Origin of the sequence: Aeromonas sp. 602658 (assembly GCF_049173005.1) — a bacterium.
In the GTDB taxonomy this organism is placed as follows: Bacteria; Pseudomonadota; Gammaproteobacteria; order Enterobacterales; family Aeromonadaceae; genus Aeromonas; species Aeromonas veronii_A.
In genome coordinates, this window is the sequence record NZ_JAAKRF010000009.1 from 50,913 (window position 1) to 68,041 (window position 17,129).

General features: G+C 57.0%; 15 protein-coding genes. 5 read left to right on the forward strand and 10 right to left on the reverse strand.

Annotation, left to right across the window (positions count from 1 at the left end; translation table 11 throughout):
- Window positions 1-11 precede the first annotated feature (11 nt).
- Window positions 12-1,682 carry a 30S ribosomal protein S1 gene (gene rpsA / locus G5253_RS09380; RefSeq protein WP_005337148.1) on the reverse strand — a complete coding sequence of 557 codons (1,671 nt, stop codon included), beginning with the start codon at window positions 1,680-1,682 and terminating at the stop codon, window positions 12-14.
- Window positions 1,683-1,776: 94 nt separating this feature from the next.
- On the reverse strand, window positions 1,777-2,469 hold the full coding sequence (gene cmk, locus G5253_RS09385; RefSeq protein WP_019444698.1) for a (d)CMP kinase: 693 nt from the start codon (window positions 2,467-2,469) through the stop codon (window positions 1,777-1,779).
- Between the two features lie 248 nt (window positions 2,470-2,717).
- Here cmk and ribA point away from each other — a divergent pair, with 248 nt between their 5' ends.
- On the forward strand, window positions 2,718-3,311 hold the full coding sequence (ribA, locus tag G5253_RS09390) for a GTP cyclohydrolase II (RefSeq protein WP_005351157.1): 594 nt from the start codon (window positions 2,718-2,720) through the stop codon (window positions 3,309-3,311).
- An 81-nt stretch (window positions 3,312-3,392) separates the two neighbouring features.
- Here ribA and G5253_RS09395 read toward each other — a convergent pair whose 3' ends face one another.
- Together G5253_RS09395 and G5253_RS09400 are read right to left on the reverse strand one after the other, a co-directional pair.
- Window positions 3,393-4,349: a LysR substrate-binding domain-containing protein gene (locus tag G5253_RS09395; protein ID WP_266135530.1), complete on the reverse strand. Its 957-nt coding sequence runs from the start codon at window positions 4,347-4,349 to the stop codon at window positions 3,393-3,395.
- A 63-nt stretch (window positions 4,350-4,412) separates the two neighbouring features.
- Complete coding sequence (locus tag G5253_RS09400) at window positions 4,413-5,288, reverse strand: LysR family transcriptional regulator (RefSeq protein WP_266135531.1); 876 nt, start codon at window positions 5,286-5,288, stop codon at window positions 4,413-4,415.
- Window positions 5,289-5,383: 95 nt separating this feature from the next.
- Between G5253_RS09400 and G5253_RS09405 the strand changes: the two genes are divergently transcribed.
- Window positions 5,384-6,607 (forward strand): MFS transporter, encoded by a 1,224-nt coding sequence (locus G5253_RS09405; protein ID WP_021231402.1) that lies wholly within the window; start codon window positions 5,384-5,386, stop codon window positions 6,605-6,607.
- Between the two features lie 145 nt (window positions 6,608-6,752).
- Here G5253_RS09405 and G5253_RS09410 read toward each other — a convergent pair whose 3' ends face one another.
- The 5 genes from G5253_RS09410 to G5253_RS09430 form a co-directional block, all read right to left on the reverse strand.
- On the reverse strand, window positions 6,753-7,307 hold the full coding sequence (locus G5253_RS09410; RefSeq protein ID WP_031227877.1) for a VOC family protein: 555 nt from the start codon (window positions 7,305-7,307) through the stop codon (window positions 6,753-6,755).
- Complete coding sequence (locus G5253_RS09415) at window positions 7,301-8,065, reverse strand: DNA repair protein (RefSeq protein WP_216953387.1); 765 nt, start codon at window positions 8,063-8,065, stop codon at window positions 7,301-7,303. Before G5253_RS09415 ends, G5253_RS09410 begins: the two co-directional genes overlap by 7 nt.
- Window positions 8,066-8,257: 192 nt before the next feature.
- Complete coding sequence (gene nfsA / locus G5253_RS09420) at window positions 8,258-8,983, reverse strand: oxygen-insensitive NADPH nitroreductase (RefSeq protein WP_266135532.1); 726 nt, start codon at window positions 8,981-8,983, stop codon at window positions 8,258-8,260.
- Between the two features lie 71 nt (window positions 8,984-9,054).
- Window positions 9,055-10,620 carry an AbgT family transporter gene (locus G5253_RS09425; protein WP_266135533.1) on the reverse strand — a complete coding sequence of 522 codons (1,566 nt, stop codon included), beginning with the start codon at window positions 10,618-10,620 and terminating at the stop codon, window positions 9,055-9,057.
- 143 nt (window positions 10,621-10,763) lie between these two features.
- Window positions 10,764-12,716 (reverse strand): putative bifunctional diguanylate cyclase/phosphodiesterase, encoded by a 1,953-nt coding sequence (locus tag G5253_RS09430; RefSeq protein ID WP_266135540.1) that lies wholly within the window; start codon window positions 12,714-12,716, stop codon window positions 10,764-10,766.
- An 833-nt stretch (window positions 12,717-13,549) separates the two neighbouring features.
- Between G5253_RS09430 and G5253_RS09435 the strand changes: the two genes are divergently transcribed.
- Genes G5253_RS09435 through G5253_RS09445 form a run of 3 tightly spaced genes read left to right on the forward strand, consistent with a single transcriptional unit; the run spans window position 13,550 to window position 16,005 of the window.
- Complete coding sequence (locus tag G5253_RS09435) at window positions 13,550-14,488, forward strand: LysR family transcriptional regulator (protein WP_216978986.1); 939 nt, start codon at window positions 13,550-13,552, stop codon at window positions 14,486-14,488.
- 54 nt (window positions 14,489-14,542) lie between these two features.
- A complete protein-coding gene (locus G5253_RS09440) occupies window positions 14,543-15,565 on the forward strand; it encodes a response regulator (RefSeq protein WP_266135534.1) in 1,023 nt (340 codons plus the stop codon).
- Between the two features lie 8 nt (window positions 15,566-15,573).
- Entirely contained in the window at window positions 15,574-16,005 is a 432-nt protein-coding gene (locus G5253_RS09445) for a PAS domain-containing protein (protein ID WP_005337175.1), read from the forward strand.
- An 89-nt stretch (window positions 16,006-16,094) separates the two neighbouring features.
- On the opposite strand, the gene ltaE is transcribed toward G5253_RS09445, so the two are convergent.
- Complete coding sequence (gene ltaE, locus G5253_RS09450) at window positions 16,095-17,114, reverse strand: low-specificity L-threonine aldolase (protein ID WP_266135535.1); 1,020 nt, start codon at window positions 17,112-17,114, stop codon at window positions 16,095-16,097.
- Window positions 17,115-17,129 lie beyond the last annotated feature (15 nt).

Here is a 17,129-nt window from a genome sequence, read left to right on the forward strand (position 1 = left end):
TGCATCAAGGATTACTCACCCTTGGCGGCTTTGAACGCTTCCATCATAGCATTGCTGAACACAACTTCTTCTTGTTGGTTCAGGTTATCGATAGCAACACGCTCATCAGCCTCGTCCTTGGCACGGACAGACAGGCTTACGGTGCGGTTCTTACGATCAACGCCCATGAATTTAGCTTCAACTTCGTCACCAACAGACAGCACCAGAGTGGCGTCTTCTACACGGTCACGAGCAGCGTCGGAGGCACGCAGGTAGCCTTCTACGCCATCAGCCAGTTCGATAACGGCACCTTTGGCATCAACCTCGGTAACCTTACCCTTCACGATAGCACCTTTCTTGTTGTCAGCCAGGTACTTGTTGAACGGGTCTTCTTCGATCTGCTTGACACCCAGGGAGATGCGCTCACGCTCCGGATCCACTTGCAGAACAACGGCTTCGATCTCGTCGCCTTTCTTGAATTCACGCACGGCTTCTTCGCCCTGGTTGTTCCAGGAGATGTCAGACAGGTGAACCAGGCCGTCGATGCCGCCATCCAGACCGATGAAGATACCGAAGTCAGTGATGGACTTGATCTTGCCGGAAACACGGTCGCCTTTGGCGTGAGTTTCGGCAAACAGCTGCCACGGGTTGGATTTGCACTGCTTCAGACCCAGGGAGATACGACGACGCTCTTCGTCGATGTCCAGAACCATCACGTCAACCACGTCGCCAACGTTAACAACTTTGGACGGGTGGATGTTCTTGTTGGTCCAATCCATCTCGGATACGTGTACCAGGCCTTCAACGCCTTCTTCGATTTCAACGAAGCAGCCGTAGTCGGTCAGGTTGGTCACGCGGCCAGACAGACGGGTGGTCTCCGGGTAACGCTTGGCGATAGCAACCCAAGGATCTTCGCCCAGCTGCTTCAGACCCAGGGATACGCGGGTACGCTCGCGGTCGAACTTCAGAACCTTGACAGCGATCTCGTCGCCAACGTTGACGATTTCGGAAGGATGCTTAACGCGCTTCCACGCCATGTCGGTGATGTGCAGCAGGCCGTCAACACCGCCCAGATCTACGAATGCACCGTAGTCGGTCAGGTTCTTGACGATACCCTTAACTTCTTGACCTTCTTGCAGGTTAGCCAGCAGGCTTTCGCGCTCGGAGGTGTTCTCGGTCTCGATCACGGCACGACGGGAAACAACAACGTTGTTGCGCTTCTGGTCCAGCTTGATGACTTTGAACTCGAGTTCTTTGTTTTCCAGGTGAGCGGTGTCACGGATCGGACGCACGTCAACCAGAGAACCCGGCAGGAAGGCACGGATGCCGTTCAGTTCAACGGTGAAACCACCCTTGACCTTGCCGTTGATGATACCGATAACGGTAGCTTGCTCTTCGTAAGCCTTCTCAAGCTGCAGCCAGGCTTCGTGGCGCTTGGCTTTTTCGCGGGACAGCTTGGTTTCGCCGAAACCATCTTCGATAGAGTCCAGAGCCACGTCAACGGTGTCGCCGACGTTGATTTCCAGCTCGCCCATGGCGTTCTTGAATTCTTCAGCCGGGATAGCGGACTCGGATTTCAGACCGGCGTCAACCAGTACGAAACCGTTCTCGATAGCAACGACAGTACCCTTGACGATGGAACCTTGACGGGTTTCAACGGCGTTCAGGGACTCTTCAAAGAGTTGAGCAAAAGATTCGATCATTGTTTATGTCACAAATGAAACATCCACTTGCAATCCGGCACAAGCGGGGCTGTTTTAAATAATCTGCGCCATCCTTGGTGCAGACGACCGGATGTCAGCTTGCGCTGGCATCACCAAGTTGTTGCTCTGCATAGGCGAGTACTGTTGCCAGCACTTCATCTATGGTCATAGCGGTAGAGTCTACCACCAGAGCATCTTCTGCCGGTTTCAGGGGTGCAGTAGCGCGATTTCTGTCGCGATCGTCACGTTCCCGAATCTCGGTTAAAAGACGCTCAAAGTTAACATCAAAGCCCTTATCTTGCAACTGCTTATAGCGACGCTGGGCCCGTTCTTCGGCACTGGCGTCGAGGAAAATCTTCACCTCGGCCTCGGGGAAAACAACTGTGCCCATATCACGACCATCGGCAATCAGACCCGGGGCCTGACGAAAAGCACGCTGACGGCGCAACAATGCTTCGCGCACCCGAGGGAAGGCGGCGATTTTACTGGCAGCATTACCCACTTCTTCGGTGCGGATGGTGCGGGAGACATCTTCCCCTTCCAGGATCACCTTGACCAGATCGCCCTCAACCTGAAATTGCACATCCAGATTGGCGGCCAGCGGTACCAGTGAGGCTTCACTGTCCAGCTCTACATCGTGATGCAGGGCGGCCAGGGACAACACCCGATAGATGGCGCCCGAGTCCAGCAAGTGCCAACCCAGCTTCTCAGCAAGCAGCTGACACAAGGTGCCTTTACCTGCACCACTGGGGCCATCAATTGTCATTACGGGGGCCATCTGAGGCATAACTTCTCTCCTGCACTGTGTTGCTCCCATCCCGAAGGGGTGGGTTAATGGGCGCCGATTATACCCGAATGTGGTGAGCCTGGCAGTCATCAATCCGCACAAAGGGCCAAAACCCCGACGGACAGCTGTGCTTGTATCTCATTTGGAGATTTCATTAAGCAATGCAGGGACTTGTTCTTATGGTCGTTCCTGACAAGGCGCGCTAAACTGGCCCCCTTTTTTGAGCCGTTAGTAGTAAGGAGCAACCTATGAGCAGCGTTACCCTCGTGGCCAAATCCAAATTGCCAACCCCTTGGGGCACCTTCACGCTGGTAGGTTTTCAGGAAACCGGCACAGGCAAAGACCACGCCGCACTGGTGATGGGCGACATTACCGGTGACGAGCCCGTGCTGGGCCGGATCCACTCAGAGTGCCTGACCGGCGACGCCCTGTTCAGCCTGCGTTGTGACTGCGGTTTCCAGTTGCAGGCGGCCATGGAGAATATCGCCAAAGCCGGTCGTGGCGTGTTGCTGTATGTGCGTCAAGAGGGCCGTGGCATCGGCTTGCTCAACAAGATCCGCGCCTATCACCTGCAGGATCAGGGGGCCGATACCGTGGAGGCCAACGTGGCCCTTGGTTTCGCCGCCGATATGCGCGACTACACCATCTGCGCCGACATGCTCAAGCAGCTTGAGGTCAAGTCTCTCAAACTGATGACCAACAACCCGCGCAAGATGAAAGCGATGGAATCCTTCGGTATTCCGGTGGCCGAACGGGTACCTTTGCAGGAAGGGCGTAATCCCCACAACGAGTTCTATCTGTCGACCAAGGCCAACAAGCTGGATCACATGCTGAAGAAGTGAGCCTGCATTGACGAATGTCAGATAGTCAAACGCCTCCCATTGGGAGGCGTTTTTCTTGACACAGTCACACACCAACCTAGGCTATCGTACTGACACGGTCAGATTGGCAAGCAGTGCTTCAAGCTCCTCGCCAGTGCGGGCTGCGCAGCATTGGTTGACCAGTTCCCGGGTCAATTGCGGCGCGAGACGTTCAATCAGGTCGTAGAGATAGCCGCATAAAAATGCCCCTCTGCGCAACCCGATAGCGGCTACACCGCCTGGTAGCCAGGGCGCCGTTTTGAGCACCAGATCGCCATCGCGCTGGGGCTCCCAAGCAAAAGTTGCCATCACCCCGATGCCCATTCCTTGTCTGACATAGGTCTTGAGCACATCGCTGTCGCTTGCACAGCAGGAGATCCGGCTCTCGGCATGAGCGCAATCAGTGCCATGAGCTGTGGAGAGAGCCCTTCCATCGGTCACCAATGCAAACTCCACCAGCTCAGCCGGGGTCAGCGATGGTGCTCTGGCCAACGGATGCTCCTTGGGTAGCACCAAGCCCCGTTGCCACTGAAAAGAGGGGAGCATGAGCAGATCGCTCCCCTCCTCCGGTTCATCCGCCAGCAGCAGATCGGCAGCGCCATCATGCACGGCTGCGCGGCACTGCGCCGCACTCCCTTGCATCACAGTTACGGCAACTTTGGGGAAGCGGGCCATGAATCCCTTGAGGATGGCGGGCAGAATATAACGGGCTTGCAGATGAGTAGCGGCAATGGTGAGGGTTCCCTGCTCCGGATGCACATGCTGCCTGGCCATCACCTTGATGGTGGCCACCTTGTCCAGCACCTCCGCGGCCACTTTGATCACATCCCGACCGATGGGGGTGATCTGGGTCAGGTGTTTGCCGCTACGCTCGAAGATCTGGATCCCCAGCTCATCCTCCAGCATCCGCACCTGTTTGCTGATCCCGGGCTGGGAGGTAAAGAGGCTCTCGGCGGTGGCCGACAAATTCAGCCTGTGGTTGGCCACCTCGACGATATAGCGCAATTGCTGCAATTTCATGGTGTAGCCCTCAAGCGAACCCACCGTTAATAGTAACAAACTTTCAGCAATGGCCCGCCGCCATCAGGCCGGGCGATCCTTGAGTAGAAAATCGCGCAAGGCACGGTTGGCCATGGAGAGCGGATCGCCACGCCGCCACGCCACGCAGAGATCGAGATAGATAGGCGGGTCGAAGGGCACGCCACTCAGATCCGGCTCCTCTTCCAGCACCATCCGCAAGAAGGTGGTCACCGCAAAGCCTTGCCGCACCACCGCCTTGAGCAGAGGGATAAGATTGCTCTCGAAGGCGATATCGGGTTCGACGCCCAGGCTCTGGGCCAGCGCCTCCATATGCTCCCGGTGGTAGAAACCACGGCGAAACAGCGCCAGCTCCTGAGCGAAAAACTGAGAGAGGGTGACGGCCGATGCGCCACGCAAGGGGTGATCGTCCCCCACCACCATCAACATCTCTTCACTCAGCAGATGTGCCCCCTCGATGGCGGGGGGGAGATCACTGGTAATGAGAATGGCCAGATCGAGGGAGCCATCCACCATCCGGCTGAGCAGCTCACGGGTGCCGGCCTCTTCGACCCGGATCTTGAGGCCGGGATAGCGATGCTTGAAGGCCATCAGACGAGGGGGGAAATAGTAGGAGCCCATCATATAGGGGATCCCGATCCGCACTTCCCCCCGCTCCAGCCCCTTGAGCTCGGCCATCTCGGCCTCGGCCTGATGCATCTGCAACAACAAGCGCTCGGCATGGCGACAGAGCACCTCTCCCTCCGGGGTGAGCCGTACCGCCCGGTCCTGTCGATCAAACAGCCGCAATTCGAGCTGCTGCTCCAGCTTGGCGATGGCCATGCTGATGGCCGGCTGTGCCACATGCAGACTGTTGGCTGCCTTGGTAAATGAGCTGGCATCCCTGACCGCCAGCAGATAGGTGAGCTGTTTCAGATCCATGTATCAATTCATCTTATGAGATGGATAACTTAAATATATTATATTTATAACTGCAAGGACTCTACCCTGACCAAAAGTAGTCAGGACAATACGCAATGATTGAAGTCGGAAGTCGCGAGTGGATACGTGCAACCCTGGCCCTCAGCCTGGGCTCTTTTCTGGTGTTTCTGAACCTCTACCAGACCCACCCCCTGTTACCCCTGATTGCCGAGGTCTTCTCGGTCAACTCCCTCTCGGCCAGCTGGACCCTGGCAGGATGCACAGCAGGCCTTGCCGCCTCCTTGCTGATCTGCGCCAGACTGGCGGATCGCCATGGCCGTCGGCAGGTCATGCTGGGTACACTCACCCTGGCGATCCTGCTCTCACTGTTGATCCCCCTGGTTGAGCAGTTTGGTTCACTGCTGTTGCTACGCATCCTGCAGGGCGCGCTGCTGGCCGGGTTACCAGCCACTGCGATTGCCTATATGGGGGAAGAGTTCAGTAAACGGGCGCTGCTCTCGGCGGTGGGGGTCTATATTGCCGCCAACTCCCTCGGTGGCATTGCCGGTCGGGTGGTCGGCGGCCTGCTGGCGGGCTGGTTTGGCGACTGGCAACATACCTTTCTGGGGATCGGTGTGATCAGCCTGTCACTGCTGCCGCTGGTCTTCTGGCTGCTGCCCCATCAGACCCGCTTTGTGGCGAGCGCCCCCGTTCGCGGCCAATTTGCTCGCGCCTTGCAGCAGCACCTGACCAATCCCTTGCTGGTAGGGGCTTACCTTATCGGGGGACTCAACTTTATGGTGTTTCTGAACCAGTTCAGTTATCTCACCTTCCTGCTGGCAAAGCCCCCATTCTCCTTGCCCACCCAGTGGCTCGGCATGCTGTTTCTCACCTATCTCTCGGGGACGGTGGCCTCCTCACTGAGCGGCCGCTTTGCCAACCGCTGGGGGGCACAACGCATGCTGCTGGTCGGGATCGCCCTGATGGCCCTCGGCAGTCTATGGCTACTGCAAGCTAGCCTGCTCGGGATCCTGAGTGGCTTGCTGATCTCCAGCTTCGGCTTTTTCCTGGCACACGCCTGCGCTAGTGCCTGGGTTGGTCATCATGTCGAACACAACCGCGCCCTCGCCTCCTCTCTCTATCTGGTAGCCTACTATCTGGGAGCCAGTCTGGGGGGACTTTACCTACACCCCTTCTGGGAGCAGGGCGAGCTGGGCGGTCTGGTCATGGGTATTGAACTGGTCCTCATCTTGACGGCCGGCTTGAGCCTCTGGCTCGGCCGTCTCAAGCAGCGAAGCCAATCGCCACTGCCCGCCCAGCAACCCCACCGACACGGGTAACAGGCTCAGCGCAAACAGGGTCACCCACGAGCAGATAGCGCTCTCGCAACCCAGCACCGCCAGATAGCAAAAGGGGTCACACCGGTGACCCCTTTTGCTGCGTTATTCAAGAGCCTGTCAGGCTCGCACCGCATTGAGCGCAGGATCACTCCTGATCGAAATAATCCGCAGGCACCGCGACCACAGCACCGGTCGCCACCTCTTCGGCGATCACCTCAGCCAGCGAGCGTAAGTGAAACTTGATCTGACCGGAGGGCAACATCAGGCCGATATCGGGGTTGCGGGTATCCTGCATATTGCCGGTTTTGAATGGCTGCTCGGGATAGCGCGCTACCAGATCCTGCAGTGAAGTAACCACCAGCTCGATATGTTCCAGTCCTGCCTGATGGATGCGCCCCGGTTTCGGCGCCGCCAGCTCGATACAGGGTACCTGCACCTCACCAGCCAGCAGTGGCTGATGCAACTGATAAGTGGCAATCGGGCGACCGCCGATCATCCCCTCCACCAGCAAGGAGCCCGCTTCAGCCAATACAGCACACAGCGCGCGGTACTCCTGCAAGGTCGCCGCCCGATAACAGAGGTGATCGACCGTTGGCTGGGAAAATGTGACGCCAGCAGCGGCCAGTTCGGTCAACAGCTGAGAAACAAATGGGGCCATTGGCCCCAGTGTGGAATCGAGTGGGTGGGACATGCTTACCATTTCTTCTTGGGTTGAAACAGGACATCGAGCTCGTCGGCTTCCTTGTCCTTGATGTTTTGCAGATCCTGCGCGCTGTTTTGCTGCTGCAGCTCTTCAAGCTCCTTGAGCCCCTGACGCATATCCTCTTCACGAGCCAACAGATAGGGATCCTTGTCGCCAATGCTGGCCATTGCCGACAACCCCTTGGTATAGAGCTGGCGGCAAGTACCATATTGGCCCTGAATGCGGGCATCCATCGCCCGCTTGACCAGATTCGAGATGTTGATTTTGAGCTGCATCAGCTCGAGACGACGATCTTCCTGAGCAAACCCCTGCGGATCAATTTTGCCCTTGTTGTGCTCGACACGCAGTACGGCACGTAGCTTTTTTACCAGCTGCAACATCTGGATCGCCTGACGATCAGACTCGGGGGTTTTGAAGTGCCCCTCATCCTGCGCACTGTAATTTTCCTGCACGTTCTTGATCTGGATCTGCACATCGGCGATGCGCTGCTTGATCTGGTTGTTGGGCATCACCTGGGCGATGGCGCGATAGGCATCAAGGATCCGGTGCTGCAACAGCAACACCATGTTTTTGGAGAAAGGCACCAGATTGACGTTCAGCAGTACCTCTTCGGTCTCGTCGGCTACCGTCTTGTGTCTGGCAACGGCGTGACGCTTTTCAGCCTCCGCCTTCTGCTTATATTGCTGTACCACGTTATAGGCGATAACCAAAAACAGGAGCGCGCCGATAGACAGCAATACCAAAGTTAAAATCATAGGATGTCCAAACCCCTGTCCCAATCCAATTGCGTGATCCTACAACAGCTTATCTACTTAAGGTAGCCTGTAGATCCCCCCTTGCCCACGATTTGTCGCCAAGCTGTATACCCGGTCTCAGGGAAAGATTTCAGGATCACGGGAAAATGACCATGGTGGTCATCACTCCCATAGTATCGCCCATCAGCGCCATTACTTGAGGTTAAAGCCCCGCGATTGCAGGAATCCCAGCATGAAAGGGCGGGACTCCTTGCCCAGAATGGCGCGGATCTGGCTACTCCAGGTCTGCTGTTTGTTGTTGCTGCTGCGGGCCTGATAGTAGTCCGCGATCTGCTGATCGTACCGGGCCAGCAGGTCGCGATCCAGCTCGTGCTGGTAGCGCTCCTGATGCACCACCAATCCCCTGGGCAGGCGAGGTTTCTGCTCCGGCTGCTGGGCAGGGTGGCCAAGGCAGAGGCCAAACAGCGGGATCACCTGATGGGGCAAGCCCAGTAGCTCGCTCACCTCGGCAGGATGGTTGCGAATGCCGCCGATATAGACCCCGCCCAGCCCCAGCGACTGCGCCGCCAGCAGAGCATTTTGCGCCATCAGGGCGCCGTCAATGGCACCGATCAACAACTGCTCCGCATAGCCGGTCTGGGCCTCGGGCACGATCTGGGTGTGGCGGTGGTAATCGACGCAGAACACCAGAAACTCGGCCGCCTGCACCACATAGGGTTGATTGCCCGCCAGCATGGCCAACTGCTGACGCGCCTCGGGCTCGCAGACTCGCACAATACTGGTCACCTGCAAAAAGCTCGAGGTTGAGGCGGACTGGGCGGCGGCGAGGATGGCATCCAGCTGCTGCGGGGCGATCGGCTCGGCAGTGAACTGACGAATGGAGCGATGGGAAAGGATAAGATCGATGGTCTGATTCATGGCACCTCCAAAATGAGGTAACACCATAGCGAAAAAAACGAGGGAGCCCAAGGCTCCCTCGCACACCCAGCTTAAGGGGCCGGATAGACGTAAGGGGCTTGCAACCCGAGCGGGAAGCCGAGCGCCCAGTAGAGAAGCAGGAAAATCGTCCAGCTCACCAGGAAGGCCAGCGAGTAGGGCAGCATCATGGAGACTAGGGTACCGATCCCGGTGCTTTTCACATACTGCTGGCAATAGACAACCACCAGCGGGAAGAAGACCATCAGCGGGGTGATGATATTGGAAGCAGAATCCCCGACCCGATAGGCCGCCTGGGTAAGCTCGGGGGAGATCCCCACCGCCATCAACATGGGTACCAGGATCGGGCTGATCAGCGCCCACTTGGCGGAGGCCGAGCCGACTACCAGATTGACGGTGGCGGTGAGCAGGATCATCCCGACGATAGTCACCTCACCGGGCAGCGCCAGCGCATGGAGCACTTCGGCACCGGAGAGGGCCAGCAGGGTGCCCAGATTGGAGTCACCAAACGCCTTGATAAAGAGCGCGCAGAAGAAAGCCATCACCATGTAGGAGCCCATCTTGTTCATGGTGGCCGACATGGCGTCGATCACATCCTTGCCGCTCTTGAAGCTGCCTGCGACAAAGCCGTAGACAATCCCGGGCAGGATAAAGAGCAGGAAGATGAGCGGTACAATGGACTTCATCACGGGGGCAGCGAAGGTAGTCAGGGAGCCATCGGCAGCACGCAGCGGGGAATCGTTCGGGGAGAGCGCCAGCGCCAGCAGCACGATAGCCGCCAGCATGGCAAACCCGGCCCAGTTGAAGGCTCGGCTCTCTTGCGCGCTGTAGCGCCCCATCTCGTCGGCACTCTCCAGATCCTCGTTGAGCGCCACATGCTTGAGGCGCGGCTCAACCACCTTTTCGGTAATGAACCAGCCGACGCAGATGATCAGCAGCGAAGAGGCTCCGGTAAAGATGATGTTGCAAAGGGTGTTGACCATGTAGTCAGGATCGAGCAACTGAGCGGCGGACTGGGTAAAGCCCTGCAGCAACGCATCCCCGCCGGAGGGCAGGAAGTTGGCGGCAAAACCGCCGGAGACACCGGCAAAGGCAGCGGCGATCCCCGCCAGCGGATGGCGTCCGGCAGCGTGGAAGATGATGCCACCGATGGGGATCACCAGCACATAACCCGCATCTGCGGCGGTGTGGCTGACGATCGCTACCATGATCAGCATGGGGGTGAGGAAACGGGCAGGCGTCACTTTGAGCAACTTTTTCAGACCGGTATTGATAAAACCGGACTGCTCGGCCACCCCAACCCCGAGCATAGCCACCAGCACGATGCCCAGCGGGGCAAAGCCGGTGAAAGTGGTCACCATAGTGGAGAGAAACTCGGCCAGACCGGCACCGGTCAGCAGGTTGTTGACCACTACCGCCTCCCCGGTACGGGGGTTGACCAGATCAAACTGGAATTGTGACAACACCCAGGAGCCGACCCAGACGATCAGCAAGGCATAGAGGAACAGCATGGCGGGGTCGGGTAATTTGTTCCCGGCTTTCTCGACGCCATTGAGGAAACGGTTCAGCCAACCCTTGGGAGGGCTGGCCGGACGGTCATTGACAGCAGCATGACTCATTATTGCAATACTCCTTTCCCTAGAAATGAGGTCGCATGCTAGCAACTCCAGCCAATCCGTCTCATGACCGATCGCAAAATAATGATTAATTTTGATTAAATATTACGGAATAAAATCCCAAGTTGTGGTCTAACGCACACTTGTTACTCTGCCATTACGGCATCTAACAGTGGATAACGCCCAACCTGACACTCCACCACGAAACCGCTCGCCTCGACTTGTGCCACCGTCAGCGGCTTGCTGAACAGATATCCCTGGAACACATGGCACCCCTGGGTCTGCAGTGCGGCCAGCTCGTGAGGCTCCTCCACCCCTTCTGCCATGATCCCCAAACCCAGATTGGTGGCCATGGCGGCGGTCGCCCGGATCACCGGCAGGTTGAGGCCGACCACGAAAGAGCGATCCAGCTTGATCGTATCGATGGGCAGGCGATTGAGATAGGCAAGGGATGAGTAGCCGGTACCAAAATCGTCGATGGCAATCTTGATCCCCAGTTCACTCAAGTCATCGAGAATATCGAGGCACCCCTTCATATCCAGCATAAGCACAGTTTCGGTCAGTTCCAGCGTCAACAGGGAGGCATCCACCCCGTGCAGCTCCAGCTGCTGGCGCACTTGCCCGGGCAGTGCCGACGAGAGCTGGAAACCAGAGAGGTTGACGGAGACTGGCACCCGGTGATGGAGGCGCTTCTTCCAACTGGCCATTTGGGCAAGCGCGGTAGAGAGCACCCAGCTGCCGATCTCGCGGATCAGCCCCATCTCTTCGGCAAGGGGGATAAACTCCACTGGCGAGACATGGCCAAGCACCGGGTTATACCAGCGCAGCAGCGCCTCATAACCGATCAGACGCCGTTTGGCGACATCGACCTGTGGCTGGTAACAGAGGCTCAGCTCCTGACGACCGATAGCCTTGGCCAGAAACTGCTTGAGATTGAGCTTGCGCTGCAGGGTCTGCTGCATGCTGGGGGTAAAACGCTGCCAGCGCAGCCGCCCCATCTGCTTGGCCTGATACATGGCCATATCGGCGCGGGTGATGAGGTTATCACCATCGTCCGCATCATCGGGATAGATGGCAATGCCGATACTGCCGCCGATGGTTACCTCCGGCAGACCGCTCAGTTGCAGCGGCTTGGTCATCTGGGAGAGCATCTGATCGGCCACATCCTGGGCTCGTTCACTCTGGTTTCCCAAGGGAACCAACGCGGTAAACTCGTCCCCGCCAAGACGGGCCAGCTCAACATCGCGGGGGCAAATCTGTTTGAGGCGACCGGCAACCCGCTCCAGCAGGCGGTCTCCCGCCTTATGGCCGTAGTTGTCGTTGACCAGCTTGAAGTTGTCCAGATCCATGAATACCAGCGCGAAACGCTCCCCCAGCCCGCAATAGGCCTCAAGGGATTTCATCAAGCCATAACGGTTGAGCAGGCCGGTCAGGGAGTCATGCCAGGCGAGGTGGCGATGCTCCAGCTCCTCGAGTTTGCGATCGGTAATATCGCGCATGGTGAGCAGGATCCGTGCTCCTTGCTGGATATAGCGGAACTGATACTGGAACCAACGCATCCCCTTGAGGGTTCGGCACTCCCCTTCGGTCACTACTTCATCGAGTCGGGAGAGCTTCTGGTAAAAACTGTCATCACTACCGGAAAAAACCTGGGAGAGCATGGCGATCCGATGACCGAAACACATCTCGAAGTGATAGTTGCCGCTTTCGAACGCGCCATTGCTATCGAACAGGCAGGCCAGGGTATCACCGGTTGCCAGCGAGGACTCCTGATAGAGGGTATCGGAGTCGAGCACCGCCTCGGTCATCATCATCAGACGGCCAGCCAGCTGAATGCCGGAGAGGCGTAGATAGATCTGCTTCTTGACCCCCTTTGGGGAGATAGTCCACCACTCGTTGTAACTTCGCCCCTGCTGAAAATCACCGAGGTAGCGTTGCAACAACAGCGCTATGGCTGTGGCCATATCAGCCGAAAAATCCCTGGAACAGAGCTCGTCAAGGGAGGTGGCCTCCCAGAGAGGAAGTGCTGCGCGGTTTGCCCAGAAAATATGGTGATGTTCGATGTCATACACCCAGATAGGGGTATGCAGAACATCCATTGTCTTCAGTAACCGTTCGTCAAGCGTATTCATCTGGTCAAAGTCATTCATGCTGGATGGTCACTGGTGAACCGGAAAACAAATGGGCAAACCGCCGTATGCAGAATGCAAGGTGAAAACACCTCTCGGCCACTATTTCTCGCGATGGCCAAAAGCAGATAACTGATTTCAGAAATCAACAACAGGAGAGCCAATCCAGCCACAGAAAAAAGGACTCAGCCAATACTCCTGTCAATCAGAACAAATCCCTCGTTCGTTTTTAACTTTTTTTCCCAGCAAAAACAAGCACTAAGAATTGCACTCTGGATACTTCAAAAAACATTTTTACGATTCACAACAAACACTTATTTACTGACAAAAAAGTCAACTAAAAAAAGTGCCGGCATTTCCCTCGTAAAACTTTCATTTATTAACCAGCGCGTTGAATAAACAGACAAAAAAGAGCAAAACCGGCCCCAAATAGCGACTTAACAAGGAACTTAAATACCTCAAAACCGAATATCTACCTTCACCAGACCGGCATGATGAATATGCGACTGTCATCACATTCACATCGCCGAAAAAAAGAACTGCTCTTGACCAGCGCGATCCTCTTTTTTCCTGAGGATGGGTCGTATTGTAGTCATACCATGTCGCCTCTCTCTCTTGAGCTAACGGGTGACATCTCGCAACAATGACTGTGGCGCAGAAAATAATCCTCATTCGAGAACAATTGAAAATTTAAACTGGTATCAGTAGAAATCGAATCCAGATCAATTAAACGCTGAATTACCCTTGCCAAGCGATAAGGCTCTTTTTATGGTTGCCCCCTTGTTACACCCAGAACAGCGTTTATGAAGCACATCGAAGAGTTCTACCTGTTCGTCAAGGTGGTGCAAGAGGGAGGATTCTCCCATGCTGCAGCCGCACTGGGCATGCCAACAGGCACCATCAGTCGACGCATTTCCCAGCTGGAAGAGCAACTGGGTTGCTCCCTGCTACATCGCTCTACCCGTAAACTCCGTCTTACCGATGAAGGGCTCAGATACTACGAGCGTCTCTGCACACCGCTTGCACAAATCGAGCAGGCCACCAGCGAGATCCGGGGTAAAGAAGCAGACATCACCGGGCTTATCCGGATAGCCGCGCCGATCGCGCTCTCCAACACCATCCTCATCGATATGCTGGCCGAATTCGGGCTGCACTATCCCGAGGTACAGTTCGATATCACCCAGACCAATGATCACCAGCACCTGTTCGACAATGATCGGGATCTAGTGTTCTTCAACGGTGAGCTGCCCCAGTCGCTGCCCAATGCGATCTGTCTCGGTCATATCGAGTACGGCCTGTTTGCCTCGCCACTCTATCTGACCAAGAAGGGAACCCCCTCCCACCCCAGCCAGCTGGAAGAACATGATCTCATCTACTGCTGGCCACACCAGCACTGGCAACTGACCGACAAGGATGGCCAGAACATCTGCATCAAACGCAGCGCCAAACTGACCGTCAACCAGACTCAGGCCGCCGTGCGCGCAGCCCGGCGTCATCTGGGGATAGTCAACGCCCCGCTGCACTATCTGAGCAGCTTCCTCCATGACGAGCAGCTGGTACCGGTACTGACCGACTGGCAGACCGGCAATCGCCCCTTCTACATGTTGTGTTGCCAGCACCAGTTCGCCCCGTTGCGTGTTAAGATGTTCGCTGAATTTGTTGAGAAATACTCCGCACGCTATCGTAACCGGCAATGGGATAACCAATTTTCACAGGGTGACAACCTCCCACATTGCATCTGACTGTTAGCGGGCCACACTTATAGCAATCCTTGCCAACAGAGCCTGCCTAACGCCATGAATGTATTGATATGTGATGACTCCGGGTTCGCCCGCAAACAGCTGGCACGAGCGCTACCGGCTGACTGGAAAGTCGATTTGCACTATGCGGCGAATGGCCTTGAAGGGATCGAACAGGTGCTGATGGGCCATGGGGATCTCATCTTTCTCGATCTCACTATGCCTGAGATGGACGGTTACGGTGTGCTGGAGACCCTGAAACGGGAAGGACTACGCAGCAAGGTTTTCGTGGTCTCCGGAGATATCCAGCCTGAGGCCTATCAGCGGGTCATGGGGCTGGGGGCGCTCGATTTCATCAAGAAGCCCGCCGCCCCAGATACCCTGCTAGCCCTGCTCAAACAACATGGCTTCTGGAGTGCTTCATCGGGTAATCAGCCGAGTGCAGCCGAGCCCTTGCCAAGCGGCGTGGTAGCCGATGCAGGCGCCAAGATCACCCCCGAAATCCGCGATGTCTATCAGGAGCTGGCCAACGTCTCCATGGGTCAGGCCGCCGACTTGCTGGCTCGTCTGCTCAACGCCTTCGTGGTACTGCCCATCCCCAACGTCAACGTGCTGGAAGTATCAGAGTTGCATATGGCCCTCTCGGCCGCTGCGGATTCAGATACCCTCTCCGCCGTCTGTCAGGGGTTTATCGGAGCTGGGATCGCCGGTGAAGCGCTGATCCTGTTCCATGACTCCAGCTTCAAAGATTTGGCCAAGCTGATGAACCATCAGGGGACGCTGGATCGCACCGCCGAACTGGAGCTGTTGATGGATACCGCCAACGTGCTGATCGGCGCCTTCCTGCGCGGCTACGCCAACCAGCTCGACACTCCCTTTAGTCAGGGGCACCCGGTGGTGCTCGGCCAGCACAGACCCATCAACGAGCTGATCAACACCAACAAGAGTCGCTGGCGCCGCACGCTCGCCATCGAGATCAACTACCGGATCCAGGATTACGCGGTGCAGTGTGATCTGCTGCTGCTGTTTACCGAAGATTCCATCGCCACCATGAACAACAAAATCATGCACATGCTCTAGGAGTGACTATGGAAATCCGTGAATTTCATTGGCTGATGAACATAGTCCAGAACCTGGACGTAGGCCTGGTAGTGCTCGACAAGGAGTACAAGGTACAAGTGTGGAACGGCTTTATGGAGAGCCACAGCGGCCGACTGGCCAGTGACGTGCGCGATGGCGTACTGTTCGAGCTCTTCCCCGATGTGGACAGAGCCTGGTTCGAGCGCAAGGCCAACATGGTCTTCAAGCTCAACAACCGCGCCTTCAGTACCTGGGAGCAGAAGCCCTATCTGCTACGTTTCTCCAACTACCGCCCCATTACCGGCTCGGCCCCCCACATGTTCCAGAACCTGACGCTGGTACCACTGGCCGATTTCGGCGGTCAGGTGACCCACATCGCGGTGATGATCTACGATGCCACCGATGAGGCCATGCTGATGAGCGGCCAGCGGCAGGCTTGAGCTTGCAGCAAATAACAGAGGGCGCCGCGGCGCCCTCTGTTATTTCGGTATGAATAGGTCTTGGTATAACCTCTACCTGACCAGCCGTCTCAACGCGCCCCGAGATACTCGGTGAAGGCGTCGATCACCTCTTCAATATCGTCATCGTTGATCTGCAGATGAGTCACCAGCCGCAGCTCGCCGTAACCGGAGAAGAGGATCCCCCGCTCCTTCATAAAAGCGAGCAGAGGGGCCGATTCCCCCTCACGCAGCCGCAGGAACACCATGTTGCTCTGCACCAGCGAGAGGTCGAGCTCGATGCCCGGCAGTGCAGCCAACCCTTCGGCCAGCCGTTTGGCACGGCGGTGATCATCCGCCAGGCGTGTCACATGCTGCTCGAGGGCAAACAGACCGGCTTGCGCCAGAATGCCCGCCTGGCGCATGCCGCCCCCCAGCATCTTGCGCAGTCGGCGCGCACGGGCGATGAAGTCGTGACTGCCCACCAGCAGCGAGCCCACCGGTGCGCCCAACCCCTTGGAGAGACAAATCGAGATGCTGTCAAATGGCGCGGCGATCACCTCGACCGGGGTCTCGCTGGCCACGGCGGCGTTAAAAAGCCGTGCGCCATCGAGATGGAGCTTCAAGCCACGTTCAGCAACAAATGCCCCCATCTCTTGCAGATAGGGGAGCGGCAGCACCTTGCCATTGTGGGTGTTCTCAAGACAGATGAGGCGAGTCTGGACGAAGTGGGCATCATCAGGGGCCAGCGCGGCCTTGATATCATCGAATGCCAGCGTGCCATCGCGCTGCATCGGCAAGGGTTGCAGGGCTACGGAGCCCAGCACGGCACTCCCCTGCGCTTCATAGCGATAGATGTGAGCGGCGTTGCCGAGGATGGCCCCCTCACCGCGCTGACAGTGGCTCATCACCGCCAGCAGGTTGGACATGGTGCCCGATGGCACAAATAGCGCCGCCTGTTTGCCCAGCAATCTGGCCCCATGGGCCTCCAGCGCGTTGACGCCCGGATCTTCACCATAGACATCGTCACCCACTTCGGCGTGGAGCATGGCTTGACGCATGGCGTCAGTAGGCTGGGTGACGGTGTCACTTCGTAAATCGATATAGCGCATGAGATCCCTCCTGAA

Bases quoted from the DNA above. Each gene is read 5' to 3' on its own strand.
- ltaE (WP_266135535.1), bottom strand. From the start codon at position 17,114: ATGCGCTATATCGATTTACGAAGTGACACCGTCACCCAGCCTACTGAC.
- G5253_RS09400 (WP_266135531.1), bottom strand. From the start codon at position 5,288: ATGGATCTGAAACAGCTCACCTATCTGCTGGCGGTCAGGGATGCCAGC.
- G5253_RS09440 (WP_266135534.1), top strand. From the start codon at position 14,543: ATGAATGTATTGATATGTGATGACTCCGGGTTCGCCCGCAAACAGCTG.
- ribA (WP_005351157.1), top strand. From the start codon at position 2,718: ATGAGCAGCGTTACCCTCGTGGCCAAATCCAAATTGCCAACCCCTTGG.
- cmk (WP_019444698.1), bottom strand. From the start codon at position 2,469: ATGCCTCAGATGGCCCCCGTAATGACAATTGATGGCCCCAGTGGTGCA.
- G5253_RS09430 (WP_266135540.1), bottom strand. From the start codon at position 12,716: ATGGATGTTCTGCATACCCCTATCTGGGTGTATGACATCGAACATCAC.
- G5253_RS09415 (WP_216953387.1), bottom strand. From the start codon at position 8,065: ATGATTTTAACTTTGGTATTGCTGTCTATCGGCGCGCTCCTGTTTTTG.
- nfsA (WP_266135532.1), bottom strand. From the start codon at position 8,983: ATGAATCAGACCATCGATCTTATCCTTTCCCATCGCTCCATTCGTCAG.
- G5253_RS09410 (WP_031227877.1), bottom strand. From the start codon at position 7,307: ATGGTAAGCATGTCCCACCCACTCGATTCCACACTGGGGCCAATGGCC.
- G5253_RS09395 (WP_266135530.1), bottom strand. From the start codon at position 4,349: ATGAAATTGCAGCAATTGCGCTATATCGTCGAGGTGGCCAACCACAGG.
- G5253_RS09435 (WP_216978986.1), top strand. From the start codon at position 13,550: ATGAAGCACATCGAAGAGTTCTACCTGTTCGTCAAGGTGGTGCAAGAG.
- G5253_RS09405 (WP_021231402.1), top strand. From the start codon at position 5,384: ATGATTGAAGTCGGAAGTCGCGAGTGGATACGTGCAACCCTGGCCCTC.
- G5253_RS09425 (WP_266135533.1), bottom strand. From the start codon at position 10,620: ATGAGTCATGCTGCTGTCAATGACCGTCCGGCCAGCCCTCCCAAGGGT.
- G5253_RS09445 (WP_005337175.1), top strand. From the start codon at position 15,574: ATGGAAATCCGTGAATTTCATTGGCTGATGAACATAGTCCAGAACCTG.
- rpsA (WP_005337148.1), bottom strand. From the start codon at position 1,682: ATGATCGAATCTTTTGCTCAACTCTTTGAAGAGTCCCTGAACGCCGTT.